At 64.1% G+C, this 19,803-nt stretch carries 20 protein-coding genes and 1 pseudogene; 11 read left to right on the top strand and 10 right to left on the bottom strand.

Annotation, left to right across the window (positions count from 1 at the left end; all coding sequences use genetic code 11):
* Nucleotides 1-110 precede the first annotated feature (110 nt).
* Complete coding sequence (locus tag ABQJ48_RS25675) at nucleotides 111-638, bottom strand: DUF3022 domain-containing protein (protein ID WP_367840790.1); 528 nt, start codon at nucleotides 636-638, stop codon at nucleotides 111-113.
* Nucleotide 639: 1 nt separating this feature from the next.
* On the opposite strand from ABQJ48_RS25675, the gene ABQJ48_RS25670 reads away from it, so the two are divergent.
* Complete coding sequence (locus ABQJ48_RS25670; protein WP_367840763.1) at nucleotides 640-906, top strand: hypothetical protein; 267 nt, start codon at nucleotides 640-642, stop codon at nucleotides 904-906.
* A gap of 105 nt (nucleotides 907-1,011) precedes the next feature.
* Here ABQJ48_RS25670 and ABQJ48_RS25665 read toward each other — a convergent pair whose 3' ends face one another.
* Nucleotides 1,012-1,611, bottom strand: coding sequence for a ParB-like protein (locus ABQJ48_RS25665; RefSeq protein ID WP_367840762.1), 600 nt, complete (start codon nucleotides 1,609-1,611; stop codon nucleotides 1,012-1,014).
* Nucleotides 1,612-1,782: 171 nt separating this feature from the next.
* On the opposite strand from ABQJ48_RS25665, the gene ABQJ48_RS25660 reads away from it, so the two are divergent.
* From ABQJ48_RS25660 to ABQJ48_RS25635, 6 genes are all read left to right on the top strand, one after another.
* Nucleotides 1,783-1,977, top strand: a complete 195-nt coding sequence (locus ABQJ48_RS25660; RefSeq protein ID WP_367840761.1) for a hypothetical protein — start codon at nucleotides 1,783-1,785, stop codon at nucleotides 1,975-1,977.
* Nucleotides 1,953-2,216, top strand: coding sequence for a zinc-binding dehydrogenase (locus ABQJ48_RS25655; protein ID WP_367840760.1), 264 nt, complete (start codon nucleotides 1,953-1,955; stop codon nucleotides 2,214-2,216). Before ABQJ48_RS25660 ends, ABQJ48_RS25655 begins: the two co-directional genes overlap by 25 nt.
* Nucleotides 2,217-2,330: 114 nt before the next feature.
* Entirely contained in the window at nucleotides 2,331-2,483 is a 153-nt protein-coding gene (locus tag ABQJ48_RS25650; protein ID WP_367840759.1) for a DUF6496 domain-containing protein, read from the top strand.
* Nucleotides 2,484-2,505: 22 nt separating this feature from the next.
* A complete protein-coding gene (locus tag ABQJ48_RS25645) occupies nucleotides 2,506-2,916 on the top strand; it encodes a GFA family protein (protein WP_367840758.1) in 411 nt (136 codons plus the stop codon).
* A 65-nt stretch (nucleotides 2,917-2,981) separates the two neighbouring features.
* Entirely contained in the window at nucleotides 2,982-3,107 is a 126-nt protein-coding gene (locus ABQJ48_RS25640; protein ID WP_367840757.1) for a hypothetical protein, read from the top strand.
* 415 nt (nucleotides 3,108-3,522) lie between these two features.
* On the top strand, nucleotides 3,523-4,188 hold the full coding sequence (locus ABQJ48_RS25635; protein ID WP_367840756.1) for a UdgX family uracil-DNA binding protein: 666 nt from the start codon (nucleotides 3,523-3,525) through the stop codon (nucleotides 4,186-4,188).
* 28 nt (nucleotides 4,189-4,216) lie between these two features.
* On the opposite strand, the gene ABQJ48_RS25630 is transcribed toward ABQJ48_RS25635, so the two are convergent.
* The 7 genes from ABQJ48_RS25630 to ABQJ48_RS25600 form a co-directional block, all read right to left on the bottom strand.
* Nucleotides 4,217-5,554, bottom strand: coding sequence for a c-type cytochrome (locus ABQJ48_RS25630; RefSeq protein ID WP_473094184.1), 1,338 nt, complete (start codon nucleotides 5,552-5,554; stop codon nucleotides 4,217-4,219).
* A gap of 4 nt (nucleotides 5,555-5,558) precedes the next feature.
* Nucleotides 5,559-6,038, bottom strand: coding sequence for a hypothetical protein (locus tag ABQJ48_RS25625; protein WP_367840755.1), 480 nt, complete (start codon nucleotides 6,036-6,038; stop codon nucleotides 5,559-5,561).
* 2 nt (nucleotides 6,039-6,040) lie between these two features.
* Nucleotides 6,041-8,638, bottom strand: a complete 2,598-nt coding sequence (ctaD, locus tag ABQJ48_RS25620) for a cytochrome c oxidase subunit I (protein WP_367840754.1) — start codon at nucleotides 8,636-8,638, stop codon at nucleotides 6,041-6,043.
* A 12-nt stretch (nucleotides 8,639-8,650) separates the two neighbouring features.
* Nucleotides 8,651-9,613, bottom strand: coding sequence for a cytochrome c oxidase subunit II (coxB, locus tag ABQJ48_RS25615; RefSeq protein WP_367840753.1), 963 nt, complete (start codon nucleotides 9,611-9,613; stop codon nucleotides 8,651-8,653).
* Nucleotides 9,614-9,897: 284 nt separating this feature from the next.
* Nucleotides 9,898-10,170, bottom strand: coding sequence for a GMC family oxidoreductase (locus ABQJ48_RS25610; RefSeq protein ID WP_367840752.1), 273 nt, complete (start codon nucleotides 10,168-10,170; stop codon nucleotides 9,898-9,900).
* Between the two features lie 34 nt (nucleotides 10,171-10,204).
* Nucleotides 10,205-11,512, bottom strand: a complete 1,308-nt coding sequence (locus ABQJ48_RS25605; RefSeq protein WP_367840751.1) for an enolase-like domain-containing protein — start codon at nucleotides 11,510-11,512, stop codon at nucleotides 10,205-10,207.
* 15 nt (nucleotides 11,513-11,527) lie between these two features.
* Nucleotides 11,528-13,357, bottom strand: a complete 1,830-nt coding sequence (locus tag ABQJ48_RS25600; RefSeq protein ID WP_367840750.1) for a thiamine pyrophosphate-requiring protein — start codon at nucleotides 13,355-13,357, stop codon at nucleotides 11,528-11,530.
* Between the two features lie 366 nt (nucleotides 13,358-13,723).
* On the opposite strand from ABQJ48_RS25600, the gene ABQJ48_RS25595 reads away from it, so the two are divergent.
* From ABQJ48_RS25595 to ABQJ48_RS25580, 4 genes and pseudogenes are all read left to right on the top strand, one after another.
* The gene (locus ABQJ48_RS25595) at nucleotides 13,724-14,590 is read left to right on the top strand and encodes an SDR family oxidoreductase (RefSeq protein ID WP_367840749.1); all 867 of its coding nucleotides are present in this window, start codon (nucleotides 13,724-13,726) and stop codon (nucleotides 14,588-14,590) included.
* A gap of 210 nt (nucleotides 14,591-14,800) precedes the next feature.
* Nucleotides 14,801-15,348 (top strand): annotated as a pseudogene (locus ABQJ48_RS25590) ((2Fe-2S)-binding protein).
* Entirely contained in the window at nucleotides 15,345-16,349 is a 1,005-nt protein-coding gene (locus ABQJ48_RS25585) for an FAD binding domain-containing protein (protein WP_367840748.1), read from the top strand. The pseudogene ABQJ48_RS25590 and the gene ABQJ48_RS25585 overlap by 4 nt, the downstream one beginning before the upstream one ends.
* Nucleotides 16,346-18,595 (top strand): xanthine dehydrogenase family protein molybdopterin-binding subunit, encoded by a 2,250-nt coding sequence (locus ABQJ48_RS25580; RefSeq protein WP_367840747.1) that lies wholly within the window; start codon nucleotides 16,346-16,348, stop codon nucleotides 18,593-18,595. Before ABQJ48_RS25585 ends, ABQJ48_RS25580 begins: the two co-directional genes overlap by 4 nt.
* Nucleotides 18,596-18,714: 119 nt before the next feature.
* Here the strand turns inward: ABQJ48_RS25580 and ABQJ48_RS25575 are convergent, their stop codons facing one another.
* Nucleotides 18,715-19,785: a rhodanese-like domain-containing protein gene (locus ABQJ48_RS25575; protein ID WP_367840788.1), complete on the bottom strand. Its 1,071-nt coding sequence runs from the start codon at nucleotides 19,783-19,785 to the stop codon at nucleotides 18,715-18,717.
* Between the last annotated feature and the right edge of the window lie 18 nt (nucleotides 19,786-19,803).

Below are 19,803 nucleotides of genomic sequence, written 5' to 3'. Positions count from 1 at the left end.
CGACGTGGCCGAGGCGATTGCCGTCCGCATCACTCAGTTTCTCAATGAGTGCAATCCGCTGGACGAGTGCCTCGCGCCCGTACCGGCGAAATGATTTTGCCGGGGTCCTGTCACCGTTCCTGCTGCTCGAACAGTTCGTCCGGGACGTCCGCTTCTACCGCACAGTCGCCGTTCAGCACAGGCGGATTCTGTCTGTCGGTGAAGCGCGCGCGCACCCACTCGGCGAGGCGCGCCTGAAACGCCTTCCGGCGCGCGGTATCCAGCGCCGCATAGCGTTCGAACTGTCCGTGCGTGAACGCGAGCGTGACGACGCAGCGTGCGTCGAGCGAACTGTCCCCGCGCGATGCCACGACCCATGAAACCTGAATGAAAAGACGGGTGCCTTCGTCATAACTGCTGAGGGCCGGCGCTTTCGGCGAGTCAAAAAGTGGGGCAAGCGCCAGTTCTAATTCTTCTACGCGTTGTTCCAGTTCCGGTTCGTTTATCGGATTCTCCAGCAAAGAGGTGCTCTCACATCCGCTCCAAGCAACATATGTTCCCCGTCGGTCGACTGATGCCTTGGCAGGCTCGCCGGGAGACCAGGCACAACCGATGCTTGCCTCTAATCCCAACGCAGCCGCGGGAAAACGGAGATACATCATGGATCAGGTTGTGAAGCATGCATTCGTAGCGTGTTCGATGATTGCGTTGATGGCCGCTGTGTCCGGTTGCAAGCGCGCGGACAACACTGGCAATGACGCCATGAGCGCGGGAAGCAGCGGTGTCATGAGCAATTCGGCGGGTGCCAACGGCACGCCCGGCAGCAGCGATGCGGCCAAGCGCGCGAGCAATGCCGCTAGCGGCACCCCTGCGGCGGGCAGTGAGGCGATCGCAGCCAGTGCGCCGGCAAGTGCGGCGAGTCAATAGAGGGTGGCGGCCTCGTCGATGCGTTGAGTCCATTGCCTGGTGTTTCGTCGGCGCCGCACCGTCCTATGCGGCAAAGGCGACCTGCATTGAACTGCGTCGACTGACCTACGCCTGCTGTGGGTTGCCCAGGAAGCCTGGCAGACCGATTGCGGCGATGCTCCGAGCCATTTCGATCGCGTCGTGCAGTGTGCGGGCAAACGCTTCGTCGTCGGACGGCAGGGGCAGGGTGCTGCGAAACAAGTCGGCCCAGCGGAATTCTTCCAGCGGCACGGATGTTTTTTCGAATGCGCCGGCGTTGCGGGCGAAAGCCGCGAGACTTCGATATTCGTCGTTAGGCAGGTCCCAGACATGGCGAGGCAGGTCAGTAAAGCTGACGCGCTGGCCTTGTGCGTCGTAGGGATACGCCCAGCGCCGGTTTTCCATGGTGAGCCAGAACTGCTGCACTGTGAGCGACGAAAGATCTTCCAGCAGCACGACCGGCACAGCGGCAACTCCGAGCGCATGCAGCGCGGCGACGATATGGTGATGGTCGGTTACGTACGGTGCGCCTTGGGGGCCGAGCACCACGGGCACAGGCTTTTCGGCGATTGCCATTTGCAGGTCGTGCTCCGACAGGCTGCGATATTGCTCGATCTTCTGCGCAACCTCGCGCATGCCATGCGTCATCTGCGTCGGTCGCAACTGCTCAAGGTCGATTTGCTTCATCACGCTCTCTCCCCGATGAACTTCGACTGTGAGCCGGGCGACATTCGTTTCGGCGGTTGAGGCTTTGGCCGCAGTCGTTTGCTGCTGGTGAGCAAACCTTATTCCTGGCGGTCGCGGTACGACGGACTGCATCGTCAGCGCCCGCTGGTAGGAATACGAGCACCACTGACGATGGGCGCGCAAGTGTTCGTCACCGCGTCGGGCGACGGCGTCGAGTTTGTGCGACGACTCGGGGCCGATCAGGTGATCGACCATTCGACGCAAAGATTCGAGGACGCGGCGCCGGATATGGATCTGGTGTTCGACTTGTCGGGGGCCAAACGCAGGAGCGGTCATGGGCCGTGCTCAAAGCCGGCGGCGCATTGATCTCCACACTCACCGAGCCCTCGCAGAGCGAGGCGAAAAGGCGCGGCGCACGCGGCGCGCGCTATACCGCGCGGCCTGACGGAGCGCAGCTGGCGGAAATCGCGCGTCTGATCGACCGGGGCCAGGTCGACGTGAAAGTGACGGCCACGTTTCCATTCGACGCCACACGCGAAGCATTGGCGAGGCTCGGGCAAGGCCATCTGCGCGGCAAGATCGTGATCGCCGTGGCGGACGTTTAGCGCGCTTCGTGTGCGCACATGTGCCGTCCATCCGCGCGCTTGGCACGCGTCATGCTGCGAATTCATGCGGCAGTCGCGCCGTCGCGTGATTGCTTCTTTGATAAGGAGAGCATCATGCCGCTGAAGAAAGGAACCTCGAAGGACACCGTCTCTCACAACATCAAGACCGAGAAAAAACACGGTAAACCGCAGAAGCAGGCCGTGGCCATCGGATTGAATCAGGCGCGCAAGTCGGGCGCGAAGATTCCGAAGAAAGGCGAGAAGTAGCGCGCCGGACGAGGAGAGCTGGATGGGAGCCGTTAACGACCACATCGAAGAAACCGGCGGATGTGCGTGCGGAGCGCTGCGCTTTCGCATTACCGCGCGGCCCAGACGCGTGTCCATGTGCCATTGCATGACGTGCCGCCGGATACACGGCAACGTGTTCGGCAGCTATGCGATGTTCGCGCGCGACGCGGTGCAGTTTTCGGGCCGCACACAAGCGTGGCAAAGCTCGCCCGGCGCGCGAAGGCATTTTTGCCCAACCTGCGGCTCCGTCGCGTTTATGGAATACATGGACAGCGACGAGGTGGACTTGCCGCTGGGTGCGTTCGACCGGGTGGGGATGTATGAGCCGACCGACGAATTATGGTGCTGCCACAAGGAGCCGTGGCTGCCCGCAGGCGTACGCACCGAATACGACACGGACAGGCGCACCTAGCACGTGCGGAACGCGGTTTGCTCTGAAGTAATGGCAACCGGCGTAACCGGCGAAAAGGAGTGGATATGACTGACACCAAGCAATCGAACACGCAGGCTGGCAATCCGAAGAATGCAGGTAAGCAGCAAGGCCAGCAACAACAGAATCAGCAGAAGGTGCCGCAGCATCAGGGCGGTCAGCGCCAGCCCTGACAGAGCTTTTGCGCATACCGCTGACGCTTGGGCCGAGGCATCGTCGCCAAGGCGGGCGTCGACGGTTGCGCCTTGACGGAGTAGCGCTTCTTATTGAGTTCATTTCAATGAGGACATCATGGCAGTACATACAACGAGGCATGCAGGCGAACGAGCCGGCGACGCAAGCCGCGAACGCGATCAGTCCAGTGGCAAGCGTCCCAGTGCATCTACCGGGCACCGCCGCACCACCTCGAACCCGACCACTCGCTCATATACCGTGCAAAGCGCACGTGATACCGCCGAGAAGGCCAAACACCCTCCGTCGGAAAACGCGCTCGAATCGTCGCAGGACAAGAATCCTGTTCCGCCCGATTCCACTCGCCGCTCATAGCGTCGCGGGTCGTGGACCGCGAGCGGAGCAGGGATGTCAACCATGGCCGATGACAAAGCCGACAAACGTCCGCGTTCGCACAGCGGCAAGGCCGCCAGCTCAGATATCGACCGGGACCAGCAACCGGCCAAACTCGCGGACTGCCGCCGTTGCTCGCTATGGAGGGACGCGACGCAAGCGGTCGGCGGCGAAGGGCCAACTAACGCGTCGATCATGCTGGTCGGCGAACAGCCAGGCGATTCAGAAGATCTGCAAGGCCGGCCTTTCGTTGGACCCGCCGGCGCACTGCTCGACAAAGCGCTCGAAGAAGCCGGGTTGGAGCGTGCCGACGTCTATGTCACCAACGCAGTCAAGCATTTCAAATGGACACCGCGCGGCAAGCGCCGCATGCACAAAACACCGGCGCAAAGAGAGATTGCGGCGTGTGAATACTGGCTCCAGCGCGAATTTCAGCAGACACGAGCGCGCGTGATTGTCGCCCTGGGCGCTACCGCGCTAAAAGCCGTGCTGGAAGATGCGCACTCGCGGTTGCAGGATGCGCTCGGCAAAACCATCGAGCACGGCGAACACCTGGTTGTCGCAACCTATCATCCTTCGTTCGCGTTGCGCGCGCCGGACCCGGAAACTCGCCAGCGCGTCTACGAGACGATCGTCGAGTCACTGCGCACAGCGCACCAGATCAGCCGCCGACATAAACCATCAAGCTGATCTGAGGCGTATGGGGGGCAAGCACGCGTCACTTATGGATCTCCGACCTCAGCCGATGCACGTCCCGGTCCGACACAGGAGCCGCATGATTTCCCCATGTATTCCTGATGAAGCTCACCACTTGCGCGATTTCCGTGGTGGTGAGCTGATCATTGAACGCCGGCATCTTCTGCGGTTTCGGCTGTTCGCTGGTAGTCGGGCTCTGGCTGCCTTCGATCACGATGCGCATGATCGAAGTCGTGTCGGCTGCCATCACGAGGGAATTACCTGCGAGCGCCGGGGCTTTGTTTGACTTGCCGGCGCCATCGGCGCCATGACAGCTTGCGCAGAAAGACAGGTAGATCCCGGCGCCGGGCCGCTCGACCTCGCCTGTCTGTATTGCCCGTGCGGTCAAGGTGCGCGCGTGTTCGTTGTTGTCGAACGTGCCGCTTCTGCTGCGTACCGGAAGCGACTTGAGGTAGACCGCGATCGCGCGCAGATCGGCGTCGCTCAGGTACTGCGTGCTTTCTTCGACAACCGGCGCCATCGCGCCGAACGCGGTGGCGCGTGGTGTGTGGCCGGCGCGCAGGAACGATGCAATCTCCTCTTGCGACCAGCGCCCCAGGCCGCTCGCCGGATCGCCGGTCAGATTCGGCGCAAACCAGTGATCGACGACGCCGCCGGTCAGATAGTGCTCGCTGTGTTCCTCGTAGCCCAATTCGTTATAGGCGGGACCGCGTGGTGTGTGGCACGCGCCGCAATGTCCGGCGCCTTGCACGAGATAGGCGCCGCGGTTCCATTGGGCGTCGTGGTGCGAGTCGGCGACGTAGCGCTTGCGATTGCCGAACAGGTGGCTCCAGAAGTACATCCCCCACCGCTGATTGAATGGAAAAGGCAGTTGGGTGGCGGGCGGCCGGTTCGTCGACGCTTTGACGCCGTGCATGAAATACGCGTATAGCGCCGTCACGTCGTCATCGCTCAGCTTGGCGAAAGACGGATACGGCATCGCCGGGTACAGCCACTTACTCTGCGGCGTCTTGCCGATGCGAAGCGTGTCTGCGAATTGCTGCAACGTGTAGCGGCCAATCCCGAAGGTCGGATCGGGCGTGATGTTCGCGGCATAGATCGGCCCCAACGGCGAATTGACCGGCAAGCCGCCCGCGTACGGAGTCTTGTCCGCCGCGTCGTGACAGGCGGCACAATCGCCGGCTTTGGCGAGATATTCGCCGCGCGCGATCTGCGCTGCGTCCATTGCGACCGGCGAGTTCGAGGTGATGCCGGCGAACCGGTCGGGGGCGCGCTCGCGTTCACAACCGCCCAGCACGCCGATTGCACAGCCGACGAGGAGCACGCGTCCTGCGAATAAGCGCACGCGCTTGGCTTTCATGGCGTCAATACCCTGCGTGACAAGGATCGACGAGTACCGGCGCAAGCCAGATGAAGATCGCGCCGATCAGGAATCCCGTGCCGACCAGCACACTGCATAGCGCGATGAAGCGCACTCTGGTCGTGTCGTCCGTGCGAAGCTGTTCGGGCGTGCGCAGCTTTTCATGGCGATGCGGGTGCGGGTCTGCGGCGTGGCCGTTGCGTCGCGCCAGCACAAAGCCATACCACGCGAGGCCTGCGCAGGGAACGGCGATCACCACCGCGACCGTCGAAATGACGAAGATCCACGTATTGAAACCGCTCCACAACGGTTCGGGGCGCGGCGCGCTGACGCCATAGCAGGCGATCGCGGACAGTGTTTCGGACACCAGTACCTGCAGCAGCCAGATGCCCGGCGTGCCGAACAGACCCGCGAGCGCGCAGGCCGCCAATAGCTTGCGACGCGCTGCGAACGGTTGCGAAGACGCGAGGCCTGGCTCAGGCATGGCTAGTGCCCCCTAAGGACGAAGGGCGAAAGGTACAGCGTGGTGAAGATGAACAGCCAGACCACATCCACGAAGTGCCAGTACAGACCGCCTATCTTGATCGGTGCCGTGCGTCTTTTGTCGAGATAGCCGAGCCCTATCCATAGCGTCATCGCGACGAGCGCGACCAGGCCGACGACGACGTGCGCCATGTGAAAGCCGGTGATCGTGAAATACAGCGAGCTGTAAAGGTGCGCGGTCAATCCATAGGGATGGTCTCTCCATTCCTTCATCTGGACCAGCAGAAAGACGATGCCGAGCGCGATCGCAATGAGCATCGAGCCTATCGACGCGAGCTTGTGGCTCTTCCTGAGAAGCCGCTCGGCGAGCCAGACGAACACACTGCTGAGCAGCAGGAACCCTGTATTGAGCGCACCAATGCCGACTTTGGGCATCCCTTCGGGCGGCCACAATAGATGGGTCTGTGCCTCCAGATAGAGATAGGTGAAGATCAGATAACCGAACAGGCAGGCTTCGGTTGCAACCAGCGTCAGTACGCCCCACCACCCGCCCGAGTGTTCGCCCGCACTACCCACCGGCAGCGTGGCGTCGGCATTTTGCGTGGCGAGACTGGGCCGCGCGCTCGGCGGCGGCGGTTCGCGCTGTGCGAGCGAACGGCGCGGCCACAGCCATACGATGATCGACGCCGCGCAAGCCGCTGTCATCGCCAGCACGAATGCGGGGCTGTGCGCGAGCAGGCCGACGAATAGCAGCGCGCCGAACAAGCCGAGCAAGAATGGCGTGTAGCTGTCCTCGGGCATCTTCAGAATCACATCGGCGCTGCCGCTGAGCGGCGACACGCCTAGCGTCTCGCGCCCGCGATGCAGCAGATAACCGGTCTTCAGTTTCGAACGCTGGCTGCCATCGAGGCGGTCTTCCCACAGCGGATGGCGCGACGCGATCACCGGTAGCACTGCGAAGTTATACGGCGGCGGCGGGGACGGCATCGACCATTCGAGGCCTGGGGCGTCCCATGGGTTGGCACTGGCGCGCGCGCCACGCCTGGCGCAAATCAGCGCGTTGGCGACGAACATCAGCACCCCGATGCCGAACACGAACGAGCCGATGGTGGTCACCAGGTTGCTCAGATCCCAGCCCATCCCTTCCGGATAGGTGTAGACGCGCCGCGGCATGCCGAGCAGTCCCGAGATGTGCATCGGGAAGAAGCCGACGTTAAAGCCGATCAGGACCACCCAGAAAGTCAGCTTGCCGAAGCGCTCGTTCATCAGGCGCCCGGTGAATTTCGGAAACCAGTAGGTGATGCCGCCCAGCACGGGGAACACGTTGATGCCGAGCAGCACGTAATGCAGGTGCGCGACCACGAAATAGGTTTCGTTGAGTTGCCAGTCGAGCGGAACGGCCGCCGTCATCACGCCAGAAACGCCGCCGATCACGAACATCAGCACAAAGCCCGCGAAGTACAGAAATGGCGTTTTGAAAACGGGCCGCCCGAGCCAGATCGTGGCGATCCATGCGAACACGGCCACCGCGCTCGGCACCGAAATCAGCATGCTGGCCGCGCCGAAGATGGCGAGCGCGAGCGCCGGCAGGCCGGTCGCGAACATGTGATGGATCCACACCTCGAAGCCGATCAGCATGGTCGCGACCGTGGCCACGGCGACTGCCGCGTACGCGACGAGCGGGCGCCGGCAGAAGGTGGGCAGCGCGTCCGACACGATGCCCATCGCGGGCAGCACGATCACGTAGACCCACGGGTGCGCGAACATCCAGAACAGGTGCTGCCAGAGCATGGGCCGTCCGTCGCTCGAGACGTCGAAGAAATGGGTGCCCACGTTGCGGTCCATCCATAACAGGAAGAACGCGAGGCTCACCGAGGGCACTGCGAACAGATTGGCGAACGAGGCCGTCAGCGTGCCCCACACGATGATCGGCAGACGGTTGATCGACATCCCGTCGGCACGCATCCTGAATAGCGTTACCACGAAGTTCGCCGCGCCCACCGTGGTCGAGATGCCAAGCAGCACCATGCCGAGCGCGTACACGTCGATGTTGGGTCCGCGGTTGTATTCCAGCGACGCGAACGGAACGTAGTTGAACCAGCCGGCGTTGGGTGCTTCCCCGAGCGGAAAACTGGCGTACAGAAAGAGGCCCGCGAACAGGAACACCCAATAGGAAAGCGCGTTAAGACGCGGGAACGCCATATCGCGCGAGCCCAGCATCAACGGCCACAGGTAGTTTGAAAAGCCGCTGAGCACGGGCAGTGCATACAGAAAAATCATCGTCACGCCGTGCATCGTGAAGAGCTGGTTGTATTGATCCGGCGTCAGCAGCGATTCATTAGGGCCGGCCAGTTGCAGCCGCATGATCAACGCTTCGACGCCGCCCAGCAGCAGAAAGCAGAACGCGGTGACGATGTAGCGCAAACCGATCTGCTTGTGATCGACGGTCGAGAGCCAACCGCGCCAGCCTGGCTCGCTTTCCCACAGGTCCCGTAGCCGGCGCTCGGCGGCGGAGCCTTCGGGCGCTTCGCCGACTTCCGGTTCGCGGCGGAAGGTGATTGCCGGAAGTGTCGCCAGATCCTCGTTTCCAGTAGCGGCCATCGTGGGGTCCCGTCAGTTGAGCGTCGCGAGATACGCCGCGAGCGCGCGGCTGTCGTTCGGGCTAAGCTTGATGTCCGGCATCAGCGAGCGCGGTTTGATCTCCTGAGCGTGCGCGATCCATTCCATCACGTTTTGAGGTGAATTGGTCATCGTGCCGGCGGCGATCAGGCGACGGCTGCGCAGATGCGTGAGGTCGGGCGCTTGCACGCCGCCCGCCTCGGTGCCGCGCACGGCATGGCAACCCGCGCACCGCTGCATGAATACGTGCTGCCCGCGGGTGGCGTCGACGGTCGCAGGCGGCGCTGCCGGCCGTGCTTGCGCGTCATACCAGTTCGCATAGTCTTGCGGGCTTTGCGCGACCACCTCGAATGCCATGTGCGCATGCTGGGCGCCGCAGTACTGCGTGCACTGTCCGCGATACACGCCTGGCTTGTCGGCCTGGATCCACTGCTGGTTCACCTGGCCTGGAATGGTCTGCGTTTTGCCGGCCAGCACCGGCACCCAGAACGCGTGAATGACATCGGCGCTTTTCAGCTTGACCAGTACCGGCTCGCCGACTGGGACGTGAATTTCATTCGCGGCGGAAAAGCCCTGCGGACTGCCTTCTCCGTAGTCCGCTTTCCACCACCAGTCATACGCGGTCACAGTGATGGTCAAAGCAGGCTCACGCGATGGCGCGGCGACCACTGCGAGAACCCACAGCATGTAAATCAGCGCCCCGAGCAGAAGTAGTGTGGAAACGACGGTTCCGGCAAACACGGCACGCCCGCCGCCGTGCTCGGTCATGCCATGCCCGCTCGTGCCGCGCCTGTGAAACACCGCGATCATCAGCAGAACGCCCACGACCACGCAAACGCCGACGCACAGTGCAGCGAGGCTCCAACCGAGCATGAGCACCGGCCACGAGGCAGGGCCGGCGCTATGCAGAAAATAGGAAAGCGGGTAGCTTTCCGGCACCGGGGCGCCGCTATTCATGGCTTTCGCGCGCGTACGGTTAGCGTCGCGTCGCGGCGTGCGAAGAGAAAGGGCAACATCGGAGGTCTGAGCCACATCGATGCAGCGGACCCCTGCCAATGAAAAAGCATGCGCTCACTCCTGAGCGGGGCAGTTGGAAACTGGCGAGGCGAATCTTGTATATCACGACGTGCTATAAACGGATTGCCCGCTTTCCGGTCGAACAGCAAAGCATCAGCACGCGCTGTGCCAGAGAGCCGACTTGTTGTGCGAGCACGGAGCAACGCGAACACGCGTTCACCTGGCTACAGTTCGCCGCGAGCGGCGAGCGCCGCGATACGATTGGCGGTTCGGCACGCAACTGCCTGAACGGTCAGCGACGGATTCACTCCGCCCACTGTCGGAAAGACCGAGCCATCGCAAATCCACAGATTGCGGATATCCCAGCTGCGGCAGTCGGCATTGACGACGCTCGTCGCCGGGTCGTCGCCCATGCGGGCCGTGCCGTTCAGGTGACAGGTGTTGTTGGTTTCCCGCCAGATGTCCTTGCCGCCTGCCGCGGCGAGCGCCCGTTCCATGAAGTCCAGGGAATGCGCAATCAGGCGTTTGTCGTTATCGCCCCAGCACGAGCGCCGCCGCGTTCAACTCATGCGCGCGATACGGATAGCGCGGCCGCCGCGGTCCCCACGGATAATCGACAGGCCCCGCGATTTTCAGCGCATCTTCGACTTGCGCGTAGTAGCGCCACATCTCGCGCCAGTCGAGCGGCCAGTCCGCGCCGTAGCCGAGCAGGCTGCGCGACTTGAACCATTCGGGACGAAAGCGCAGCGACACCATCGCGAAGTGAACGGTACTGCCGCCCACCGATTTGCCGCTGTTGTTGTTGCCACGCTTGAGCGGATTCTCGCCGTCGCAAATGCGGTCGTCGGTCCAGAAGAGTTTTTCCTGGTGAGTTTCGTCCGACGCGAATTTATCGAGCGGCCGCCACCACGCACCTGCGTCGAACGCGACGACCTTGAGGCCGTGCTCGGCCAGACGGCAAGCGAGCGCGCCACCGCCCGCGCCCGTGCCCACCATCGCAAAGTCCACCTCTTCGCGGTTCGGATACTCGCGCATCGGCACCCAGCCGCCACGCACGAAAACATCCGGCGCGCGGCCACCCGTGCCGCGCAGATGGTGCTGCGCATCATCGAACACGGCGATTCTCCCGTGCTGCTTTGTCTTCTTCGCCGGGGCGTGCTTCGACCGCTTCCCATGGATCGCGGCGGTCGTAATACATGCGCACGTAACCGCGCGGATTGGCGGGGCCTTGCCGCCGTGCAGCCCGGCCCCCAGCGAAAGGCTTGCGACGACGAGCGGTGCCCACATCGCGGGGTTGTTGAACGAGCCGCGGTAGTGTTCCATCGCGCTATCGGTCAGCACCGATAACGCGAGCAGCGCCGAACTCTGGTTGAACGAGCGGGCGGCCTGGATATGCGCGAGGTTGCCAGGCGCGTGCTTGTCGTGCAACGCGTCCAACAGGCGCGGCTGCGGCTTCAAACCGCTCGCCACCAGTTTCGCCTTCACGTCCCAGAGCGCGCAATCGATCGCCGAGATCGCGGTGGCGGCCAAACCGGCGCGCCCGAGATTGCGCACCTGACGCTGCATGCGCTGCCAGTGCGCGCGAACGTCCCACACATCGTGTTTCAGCACGTAGGCGGCCAGTGTGTGCTGAATCAGGGCGACGATGCTCGCATCGCTATAGGTGTAGCCGATGCCGGTCTCGCCGGCCGCGTCCACCTCGACCGTCACCAGTGTCGTCGCATCCCACGCGAACGTGCTGTCGGCTTCTGGCGCGTCGGTGGGAATGCGGTAAGCCGCTGCCCGAAGTGCGTCGACCGGCGCTTGCGAAGCGCCGCGCGTAGCCATGTCGTCTTTCATCTGCGCCCGCCCGCTTTACTCGTCGTGATGACCCGGCAATACCGCGCCGAGCACCTGCTTCGCCGTTTCGACGATCACGTTGCCTTCGTCGGGGTCGCCCTTCATCAGCGTCGTCGCAAACGCCTTGGCCTGAGCGAGCGTGACATGCGGCGGCAGCGGCGCGATGTTCGGATCGGACTTCACCTCGATGACGACAGGACGTTTGGCCGCGAGCGCCTCGTCCCAGGCCGCGCCCATCTGTTCGGCGTCGTCGACGTAGATGCCCTTGAGCCCGATCAGTTCGGCGAACTTGTGATACGGCACGGAAGGAATGTCCTGCGACGCCTCGAACTTCGGATCGCCTTCCATCACGCGCTGCTCCCACGTCACCTGATTCAGGTCCTGGTTGTTGAGCACCATGCAGATCCAGCGCGGATCGGACCAGCGCTCCCAGTACTTGGACACGGTGATCAGTTCGGCCATGTTGTTCATCTGCATCGCGCCGTCGCCCACCAGCGCGATGACGGGCCGCTGCGGATACGCGAACTTCGCGGCGATCGCATAGGGTACGGCCGCGCCCATCGACGCGAGTCCGCCCGACAGCGAGCACATCATGCCGCGCTGCACTTGCAGATCGCGCGCATACCAGTTCGCGACCGAGCCGGAATCGCTCGTCACGATCGCATTGGACGGGATGCGCCTGGACAACTCCCAGACCGTGCGTTGAGGATTGAGCGCGTTCTTGCCGGGTTCGAGGGCGCGCTTTTCGAGTGTCTTCCACCAGTCCTGGGTCCAGCCCTCGATCCGCTCGCGCCAGGAGCGGTCCTGCTTCTCCTCGAGAAGCGGCAGCAGCGCACGCAAGGTTTCGGCGCTATCGCCCACCAGATTCACTTCCATCGGATAACGCAGGCTCAGCATGTCGGCCTTGATGTCGATCTGCACGCCACGCGCGTCGCCTTCCTTCGGCAAAAACTCCGCGTACGGAAAGCCGGAGCCGATCATCAGCAGCGTGTCGCAGTGCGTCATCAGGTCGTAGCTCGGCTTGGTGCCGAGCAGCCCGATCGAGCCAGTGACCCATGGCAGGTCGTCCGGCAGCACGGCTTTGCCGAGGAGCGCCTTGGCCACGCCCGCGCCCAGTTTGTCCGCAACTGCGATCACTTCGTCGGTAGCGTGCAGCGCACCCGCGCCGACCAGGATCGCGACCTTCTTGCCGGCGTTGAGCACTTCGGCGGCTTGCTCGAGTTGATCGCCATAAGGCACGAGGCGCGGCGCGCGATAGCCCACGCCCGAATGCAGCGTGCCGTGCTTGCGACCTGGCGCTTCGTACGGAAGATCTTGCAAATCGTTCGGCAGCACGATGGCCGTGACCTTGTGCTCGGCCAGCGCGGTGCGTACCGCGCGGTCCACCAGATGGCGCACTTGCGCGGGAACCGTCGCCTGTTCGACGAATGCGCCGGCCACGTCCTTGAACATCGACACGAGGTCGAGTTCCTGCTGATAGTGGCCGCCAATCGCCGCGCGCGCCTGTTGACCGGTGATCGCGAGGACCGGCATGTGGTCCATCCTCGCGTCGTACAGACCGGTGATCAGATGCGATGCACCGGGGCCCGAGGTCGCGATGCACACACCCAGTTCACCCGTGAACTTCGCATGCGCCGACGCCATGAACGCGGCCATTTCCTCGTGACGGACCTGGATGAACTCGATCGCGCCGTCGGACTTGTTGTTCCCTTTTCCCGCAGCGGACTGCGCGCGGTTGAGTGCGCCGAACACGCCGTTGATGCCGTCGCCGGGAAAGCCGTAAATGCGGCGCACGCCCCAGGCATGCAGTCGCTCGACGATGAAGTCGCCAACAGTTTGAGCCATTGAAGTCTCCCTAATGTGGCATGACGTATGAATGAAGCGTGTGTGCAACGGCGCAAACAGTGTTCCGCGAGATTGCAATCTGTAATGTGGCGAGACGGGGATTTGCCTGGCTGAGAATCGCCGTTCGGCGCTTGAACTCATCCGTGCGTAAGCGTGATTGCGGGGGCGCGGCAGCGATGCGCGCGGCAGTGCAGACGCGGTAGTGCAGACATTTGCAATCGGTTGAAAAAATTGCGGCCTGGCGGGGCGCGCGCTCAGGGTCGTTCGCGGGCCCGGCGGTTGCTCAGCTCGATAACGATGCATCGTGAAATTCATCGCACGCGGCCTGCACTCGCGCGTGCCCGTTTGCCCTCTGGAGGTTTTGACATGAGCGACACCGAACGTCCCGCGCCACCCTTTTCCGGGCAGCAGCAGGACCAGACGCCGGGCCGGACGGCGGACATGCAGCCCCAGCCGGATCATGGCGAGAAATCGTATAAAGGCTCGGGGCGCCTCGCCGGCAAAGCGGCGATCATCACCGGCGGCGACAGCGGTATCGGACGCGCGGTTGCCATTGCGTTTGCACGCGAAGGCGCGGATGTGCTGATTGCCTATCTCGACGAGGACGACGACGCGCGCGAAACTGCACGGTGGGTCGAAGAGGCGGGCCGCAAGGCGGTGCTGGCGCCAGGCGACATCGCGCAGCCCGCGCAGTGCGCGGCGATCGTCGACAAGGCCGTCGAGGCGTTCGGCCGGCTCGACATACTCGTGAACAACGCGGCGTACCAGATGAGCTACCCATCGCTCGACGCGATCAGCGACGAGGAATGGGACAAGACCTTCGATATCAACATCGGCGCGATGTTCAGAATCACGCGGGCGGCGATCAAGCACATGAAGCCGGGCGCCACCATCGTCAACACCACGTCGATCAACGCTGACCATCCGAATCCCGGACTGATCGCCTATGCAACGACCAAGGGGGCGATTCAGAACTTCACCGGTGGCCTTGCGCAGTTGCTCGCCGAAAAAGGCATTCGTGCCAACTGCGTGGCGCCGGGGCCGATCTGGACGCCGCTGATTCCGTCGACGATGCCGCCGGAGAAGGTCGAGAAATTCGGCCAGCAGGTGCCGATGAAGCGGCCCGGCCAGCCGGCCGAGGTGGCGCCGGTCTATGTGATGCTGGCATCGGACGAAGCGAGCTATATCTCGGGTGCGACTATCGCGGTCACGGGTGGTGCGCCGATCATCTGAGATCGCGAACCGGCCACGCGGACTCGGAGCCGCGCACCAGTGCGCGCGATGCGCCGGCCGGCTGCTTCTTTGCGCGCGATCTCCACGCGCGCAAAGCCTTGAGCCGCGGTGAGTGCGCAAGGCGCTATCGCGCCTTGGCACGCGGCTTGCGCCCCGTTCCCAATCGATTCCCTCTAGCCCTATCTATCGTGCGCAGCGAGGAGGACACCTATGGATACCCCAGCCGCAGGGCGGGCGTTGGACGTGCCGTCCGACGAAGCAGAACGCGTGCCGGTCACCTTTGAAGTCAACGGAGAGACCCGGCGCTTCGAAGTGCAGCGTGGACCTCGCTGCTCGATCTATTGCGCGAGCAGTGCCATTTGACCGGAACGAAGAAGGGCTGCGATCACGGCCAATGCGGAGCGTGTACCGCGATCGTCGACGGTCAGCGAATCAACACCTGTCTCGCGCTCGCGGTGGTGCGCGATGGCGCGTCGATCACCACCATCGAAGGGCTGCCCGAAGGCGAGAGGCTGCATCGGGTCCAACAGGCTTTCATCGACCACGACGCGTTTCAGTGCGGCTACTGCACGCCGGGGCAAATCTGTTCCGCGGTCGCGATGCTCGCGGAGGGCCACGTCGAGTGCGCCGACGATATTCGCGAGCAGATGAGCGGCAACCTGTGCCGGTGCGGCGCCTACACCAACATCGTGGCAGCGATCCTGGACGCGGCCGACCTCGCGGACGGGCAGCCGGACGCGAATGGAGCGCGCTCATGAACCGCTTTTCCTATACGCGTGCCGATGCGGTGGCCGACGCAATCGCGCGGCATCGTGACAATGCCGCCGCGGCGTTTATCGCGGGCGGCACCAATCTGGTGGATCTGCTGCGCGAGGATGTAGCGCGCCCGCAAGTGCTGGTCGACATCAACCGCTTGCCGCTCAAGCAGATCGAAGCGACGCCGAGCGGTGGCTTGAAAATCGGCGCGCTGGTGACCAACACTGCGCTCGCTTACGACGAGACCGTCGCCGCGCGCTACCCGCTGCTAGCCGAGGCAATTCTGGCCGGCGCGTCCGCGCAGATCCGCAATGTGGCGACCGTCGGCGGCAATCTGCTGCAACGCACGCGCTGCTATTACTTCTACGACGTGGGCACGCCATGCAATAAGCGCGAGCCCGGGTCCGGCTGTCCCGCGATGAACGGCGTCAATCGTATTCACGCGATTCTCGGCGCGAGCGATCAGTGCATCGCCGTGCATCCGTCGGATATGTGCGTGGCGCTCGCGGCGCTCGATGCCACCGTGCATCTGGACGGCAAGGACGGCGCGCGCACGCTCGCGTTCGCGGATCTGCACCGATTGCCCGGCGATACGCCGAACCTCGACACGAATCTGCGCGATGACGAATTGATCACGGCGATCGAATTGCCCATGCAAGGTTTTGCGCCGCATCACGCGTATGTCAAAGTGCGCGACCGTGCGTCGTTTGCGTTCGCGCTGGTGTCCGCCGCGCTGGGCGTCGAACTCGACGGCGAGACCATCGTGACGGCGCATTGTGCGCTCGGCGGCGTCGCGCATAAGCCGTGGCGCTCGGCCGACGCCGAAGCGCAGTTGCGCGGCAAACCACTCAACGCGGCCACGGTGCGCGAGTTTGCCGCTGCGCTGTTGCGCGGCGCGCAGGGCCGTGCCGGTAATGCGTTCAAGATCGACCTCGCGCGGCGTGTGATTGCGCGGGCGTTCGAACTCGCTACGCAACGTTCGTTCGAGGAGGCCGCATCATGAACCGCGCCGAAACGTTGCCGGCCTCGCGCGCCACCGGCGCGCCGCATCAGCGTGTCGACGGCAAGCTGAAGGTGACCGGCGCCGCGCGTTTTGCCGCCGAATTTACCGCCCCCGCGCTGACCTATGGCTTCGTCGTATCGAGCACGATCGCGACTGGCCGCATCGTGTCGATCGACGCGTCGGCCGCCGTTGCATTGCGCGGCGTGCTGCGCGTGCTGACCCACCAGGACCGCCCGCCGCTGCCGCTCGACCCGCAGCTATACAAGGACAAGGTCGCGCCAGGCGGCACACCGTTCCGGCCGCTGTGGGACGAGCGTGTGTGGTACAGCGGCCAGCCGGTTGCACTGGTGGTGGCCGAGTCGCTGGAACTGGCGCGCTACGCAGCCTCGCTCGTCGACGTGCGTTATGAAAGCACGCCGCACAATACGGACATCGACGAGGCGGTCATGCGCGCGGTGGCGCCTGCCACGGACAAGGGCAGCTTCGATCCGCCGCCGCCTGCGCGCGGCGATGCGCAGGCCGCGCTGGCGAGCGCCGCCGCGCGGGTCGATGCGTTCTACAGCACGCCGGCGGAGTATCACAATCCGATGGAAATGCACGGCTGCACCGTGGTGCCGGACGAGCAGGGGCGCCTCTGCGTGTACGAGAAGACGCAGGGCGTCGTCAATACGAAGGCGTATCTGACCCGGGTATTCGGCTTGAAAGACGATGAAGTGCAAGTCATTTCGCCCTTCGTCGGCGGCGCGTTCGGCTCCGGCTTGCGGCCGTACTATCACCTCGCGCTCGCGGTGATGGCCGTGCGCGAACTGAAACGGCCCGTGCGGCTCACGCTGACGCGCCAGCAGATGTTCACCTTCGCGCATCGTCCGCAGACCATCCAGCGCGTCGCGCTCGGCGCCGACGCGCGCGGCAGATTGCAGGCCGCGATTCACCAGACGGTGGCAGAAACTTCGCAGTACGAAGACTATTGCAACGTGGTGGTGAACTGGGTCGGCCAGCTCTATCGGTGCGACAACGTGAGCCTGGGCTACAAGCTGGTCCGGCTCGATGTGCCGACGCCCGGGGACGCGCGCGCGCCCGGCGCGACCGAGGGTATGTTCCCGCTCGAAATGGCGATGGACGAACTGGCCGAAGCATTGCGGATGGACCCGCTCGAACTGCGGCTCATCAACTATGCCGAACGTGACGGCAACAAGAATCTGCCGTTTTCGAGCAAGGCGTTGCGCGAGTGTTATCGCGAAGGGGCGGCGCGCTTCGGCTGGAGCGGGCGACCGCTCGCGCCGCGCGCACGGCGCGAGGGCCGCGAGTTGATCGGCTGGGGGATGGCGACCGGCGTGTGGGATGCAATGCAGAATGAAGCGACTGCGCGTGCGGTGATGACGCGCGACGGCCACGTCAGCGTAGCGAGTTCGACCGCCGATATCGGCACCGGCACGTACACGGCGATGACCCAGATCGCGGCGGACGCACTCGGCGTCGCGTTGAGCGACGTAAGCTTCGAACTGGGCGACACGCGTTTGCCGAAGGCGCCGATCGAGGGCGGGTCCTGGACGGTGGCGTCGGTGGGCAGCGCGGTCGACGTCGTATGCAAGAGGTTGCACAACCGGCTCGTCGAACTCGCGCGCGTGCATGGCGGCGGCCGCTTCGCTATGGTGCCGCGCGAAGAGGTGCGGCGTTCTGGCAGCCGGCTGGTCTGTGGCGCTGGCCCCGATGACGCCATTGCGCTCGATACGCTGCTCGAACGCGCTGGCCTCGAAGAAGTGCGGGAGCAGGCGAGCGTGAAGCCGCATGAAAAGCAGCATGCCTATTCGATGGGCACGCATTCGGCCGTGTTCGTCGAGGTGCGCGTGGACGAAGCGCTCGGCACGGTGCGCGTGACGCGGGTCGTCAGCGCCGTTGCCGCGGGCCGCATCATCAATCCGAAGACGGCGGCCAATCAGATAGCCGGCGGCGTGGTGTGGGGCATCAGCATGGCGCTGCACGAGCACGGTCAATTCGACCACGCGCTCGGGCGGCAGATGAATCACAACCTCGCCGAATATCACGTGCCGGTGAACGCCGACATTCAGGACATCGACGTGTTGTTTATTGAAGAGCACGACGACATCGTCAATCCGCTCGGGGTCAAGGGCGTGGGCGAGATCGGTATGGTGGGCGTGGCCGCGGCGGTGAGCAATGCAATCTGGCATGCCACCGGCAAACGGATCAGGGACTTGCCGATTACGCTCGACAAGCTGATTGCGTAGCGATGAGCGGCCGGTGGCATGTTGAGCGGGGCGGCCACCACCCGGCCGCTCGATCGCTGTGTGCAATGCGATTGCGCCAGCAGTATGTCGTTCAACGGGAGTGGCGGCGAGCCGCCTTTTCAAACGCTTTCCGACGCCACCGGCAGTCCTTCGCTCTTCCAGCGCAACATTCCGCCCGCGAGGTTGGCGACCTTGCCGAAGCCCGCCTTGGTCAGCAGCACGCTCGCCTGCGCCGAGCGCACGCCCGAGCGGCACACCGCCACGACCGGCCGTTCGGGGTCGAGTTCATCGAGCCGCTCCATCAACTGCGAAAGCGGCACTAATCGCGCGCCCGGCAGATGGCCCAGGCGATCGATGAACTCCGGCGCTTCGCGCACATCGACGATCTGCAATCCCGCCGCATGCTCCAGCAGGGACATTGGTTCGATTTCCCAGACACCGCTAAAGCGCAGCGTCAGCGGCGCCCAGTCGGGCGTGTCTTGCGGCGACGCTTCTGCGTCCGGCTGGCCGCAGCGCAGGTTCGCCGGCACCGCCACGGCCATCAGTTTCGGATGCGGCAGATTCAGGTTGGTCATGTGACCGGTGAAGTCGCCGACATCCACATCGCCGCCCAGGCGCGGATTGAAGCGCCGTTCTTCGGCGACGGTCGTCACCGTGATGCCGCGATAGTCGTGTGCCGGGTAGAGCAGGCAGTCCGATGGCAGCGTCAGGATCTGCTCACGCACCGACGCGAACAACTGCTGCGGGCTGCCTTGCTGGAAATCGGTGCGGCCGCAGCCGCGAATCAGCAGGCTGTCGCCGGTGAAGGCCATGCTCTGGTCGTCCAGCACATAGGTCAGGCAGCCGTTGGTATGGCCGGGGGTCGCGCGCACGCTCAGGTAGCGGCGGCCGAAGTCGATACGATCGCCGTGGCGCAGCGGCTGGTTCACGCCGCTCGCGCCGGCGGCCTCGGCGAGGCCGATGCGGCTGCCGCAGCGCTGACTCAGGCGCCAGGCGCCGGTGACATGATCGGCATGCACGTGGGTGTCGAGGGTCGCCTGCAAGCGGAGCCCCAACTCCTGCAGCAGCGCGAGGTCGCGCGGCACCTGCTCGTAGACGGGGTCGATCAGGAGCGCGTCGCCGCTGTTCGGGTCGCCCAGCAGGTAGGTATACGTGGACGAGGGGGGGTCGAACAGCTGGCGGAAGATCAACATGACGCGCTCTAAAAA

The sequence above is a fragment of the Paraburkholderia suaedae genome (genome assembly GCF_040812055.1).
GTDB lineage: Bacteria > Pseudomonadota > Gammaproteobacteria > Burkholderiales > Burkholderiaceae > Paraburkholderia.
This window is presented reverse-complemented; position numbering and strand designations above follow the sequence as displayed.

What these genes read in the sequence shown, in the direction of transcription:
- ABQJ48_RS25675 (WP_367840790.1), bottom strand. Translation starts at nt 638, where the DNA reads ATGTATCTCCGTTTTCCCGCGGCTGCGTTGGGATTAGAGGCAAGCATC.
- ABQJ48_RS25670 (WP_367840763.1), top strand. Translation starts at nt 640, where the DNA reads ATGGATCAGGTTGTGAAGCATGCATTCGTAGCGTGTTCGATGATTGCG.
- ABQJ48_RS25665 (WP_367840762.1), bottom strand. Translation starts at nt 1,611, where the DNA reads ATGAAGCAAATCGACCTTGAGCAGTTGCGACCGACGCAGATGACGCAT.
- ABQJ48_RS25660 (WP_367840761.1), top strand. Translation starts at nt 1,783, where the DNA reads ATGGGCGCGCAAGTGTTCGTCACCGCGTCGGGCGACGGCGTCGAGTTT.
- ABQJ48_RS25650 (WP_367840759.1), top strand. Translation starts at nt 2,331, where the DNA reads ATGCCGCTGAAGAAAGGAACCTCGAAGGACACCGTCTCTCACAACATC.
- ABQJ48_RS25645 (WP_367840758.1), top strand. Translation starts at nt 2,506, where the DNA reads ATGGGAGCCGTTAACGACCACATCGAAGAAACCGGCGGATGTGCGTGC.
- ABQJ48_RS25640 (WP_367840757.1), top strand. Translation starts at nt 2,982, where the DNA reads ATGACTGACACCAAGCAATCGAACACGCAGGCTGGCAATCCGAAGAAT.
- ABQJ48_RS25635 (WP_367840756.1), top strand. Translation starts at nt 3,523, where the DNA reads ATGGCCGATGACAAAGCCGACAAACGTCCGCGTTCGCACAGCGGCAAG.
- ABQJ48_RS25630 (WP_473094184.1), bottom strand. Translation starts at nt 5,554, where the DNA reads ATGAAAGCCAAGCGCGTGCGCTTATTCGCAGGACGCGTGCTCCTCGTC.
- ABQJ48_RS25625 (WP_367840755.1), bottom strand. Translation starts at nt 6,038, where the DNA reads ATGCCTGAGCCAGGCCTCGCGTCTTCGCAACCGTTCGCAGCGCGTCGC.
- ctaD (WP_367840754.1), bottom strand. Translation starts at nt 8,638, where the DNA reads ATGGCCGCTACTGGAAACGAGGATCTGGCGACACTTCCGGCAATCACC.
- coxB (WP_367840753.1), bottom strand. Translation starts at nt 9,613, where the DNA reads ATGAATAGCGGCGCCCCGGTGCCGGAAAGCTACCCGCTTTCCTATTTT.
- ABQJ48_RS25610 (WP_367840752.1), bottom strand. Translation starts at nt 10,170, where the DNA reads ATGGAACGGGCGCTCGCCGCGGCAGGCGGCAAGGACATCTGGCGGGAA.
- ABQJ48_RS25605 (WP_367840751.1), bottom strand. Translation starts at nt 11,512, where the DNA reads ATGAAAGACGACATGGCTACGCGCGGCGCTTCGCAAGCGCCGGTCGAC.
- ABQJ48_RS25600 (WP_367840750.1), bottom strand. Translation starts at nt 13,357, where the DNA reads ATGGCTCAAACTGTTGGCGACTTCATCGTCGAGCGACTGCATGCCTGG.
- ABQJ48_RS25595 (WP_367840749.1), top strand. Translation starts at nt 13,724, where the DNA reads ATGAGCGACACCGAACGTCCCGCGCCACCCTTTTCCGGGCAGCAGCAG.
- ABQJ48_RS25585 (WP_367840748.1), top strand. Translation starts at nt 15,345, where the DNA reads ATGAACCGCTTTTCCTATACGCGTGCCGATGCGGTGGCCGACGCAATC.
- ABQJ48_RS25580 (WP_367840747.1), top strand. Translation starts at nt 16,346, where the DNA reads ATGAACCGCGCCGAAACGTTGCCGGCCTCGCGCGCCACCGGCGCGCCG.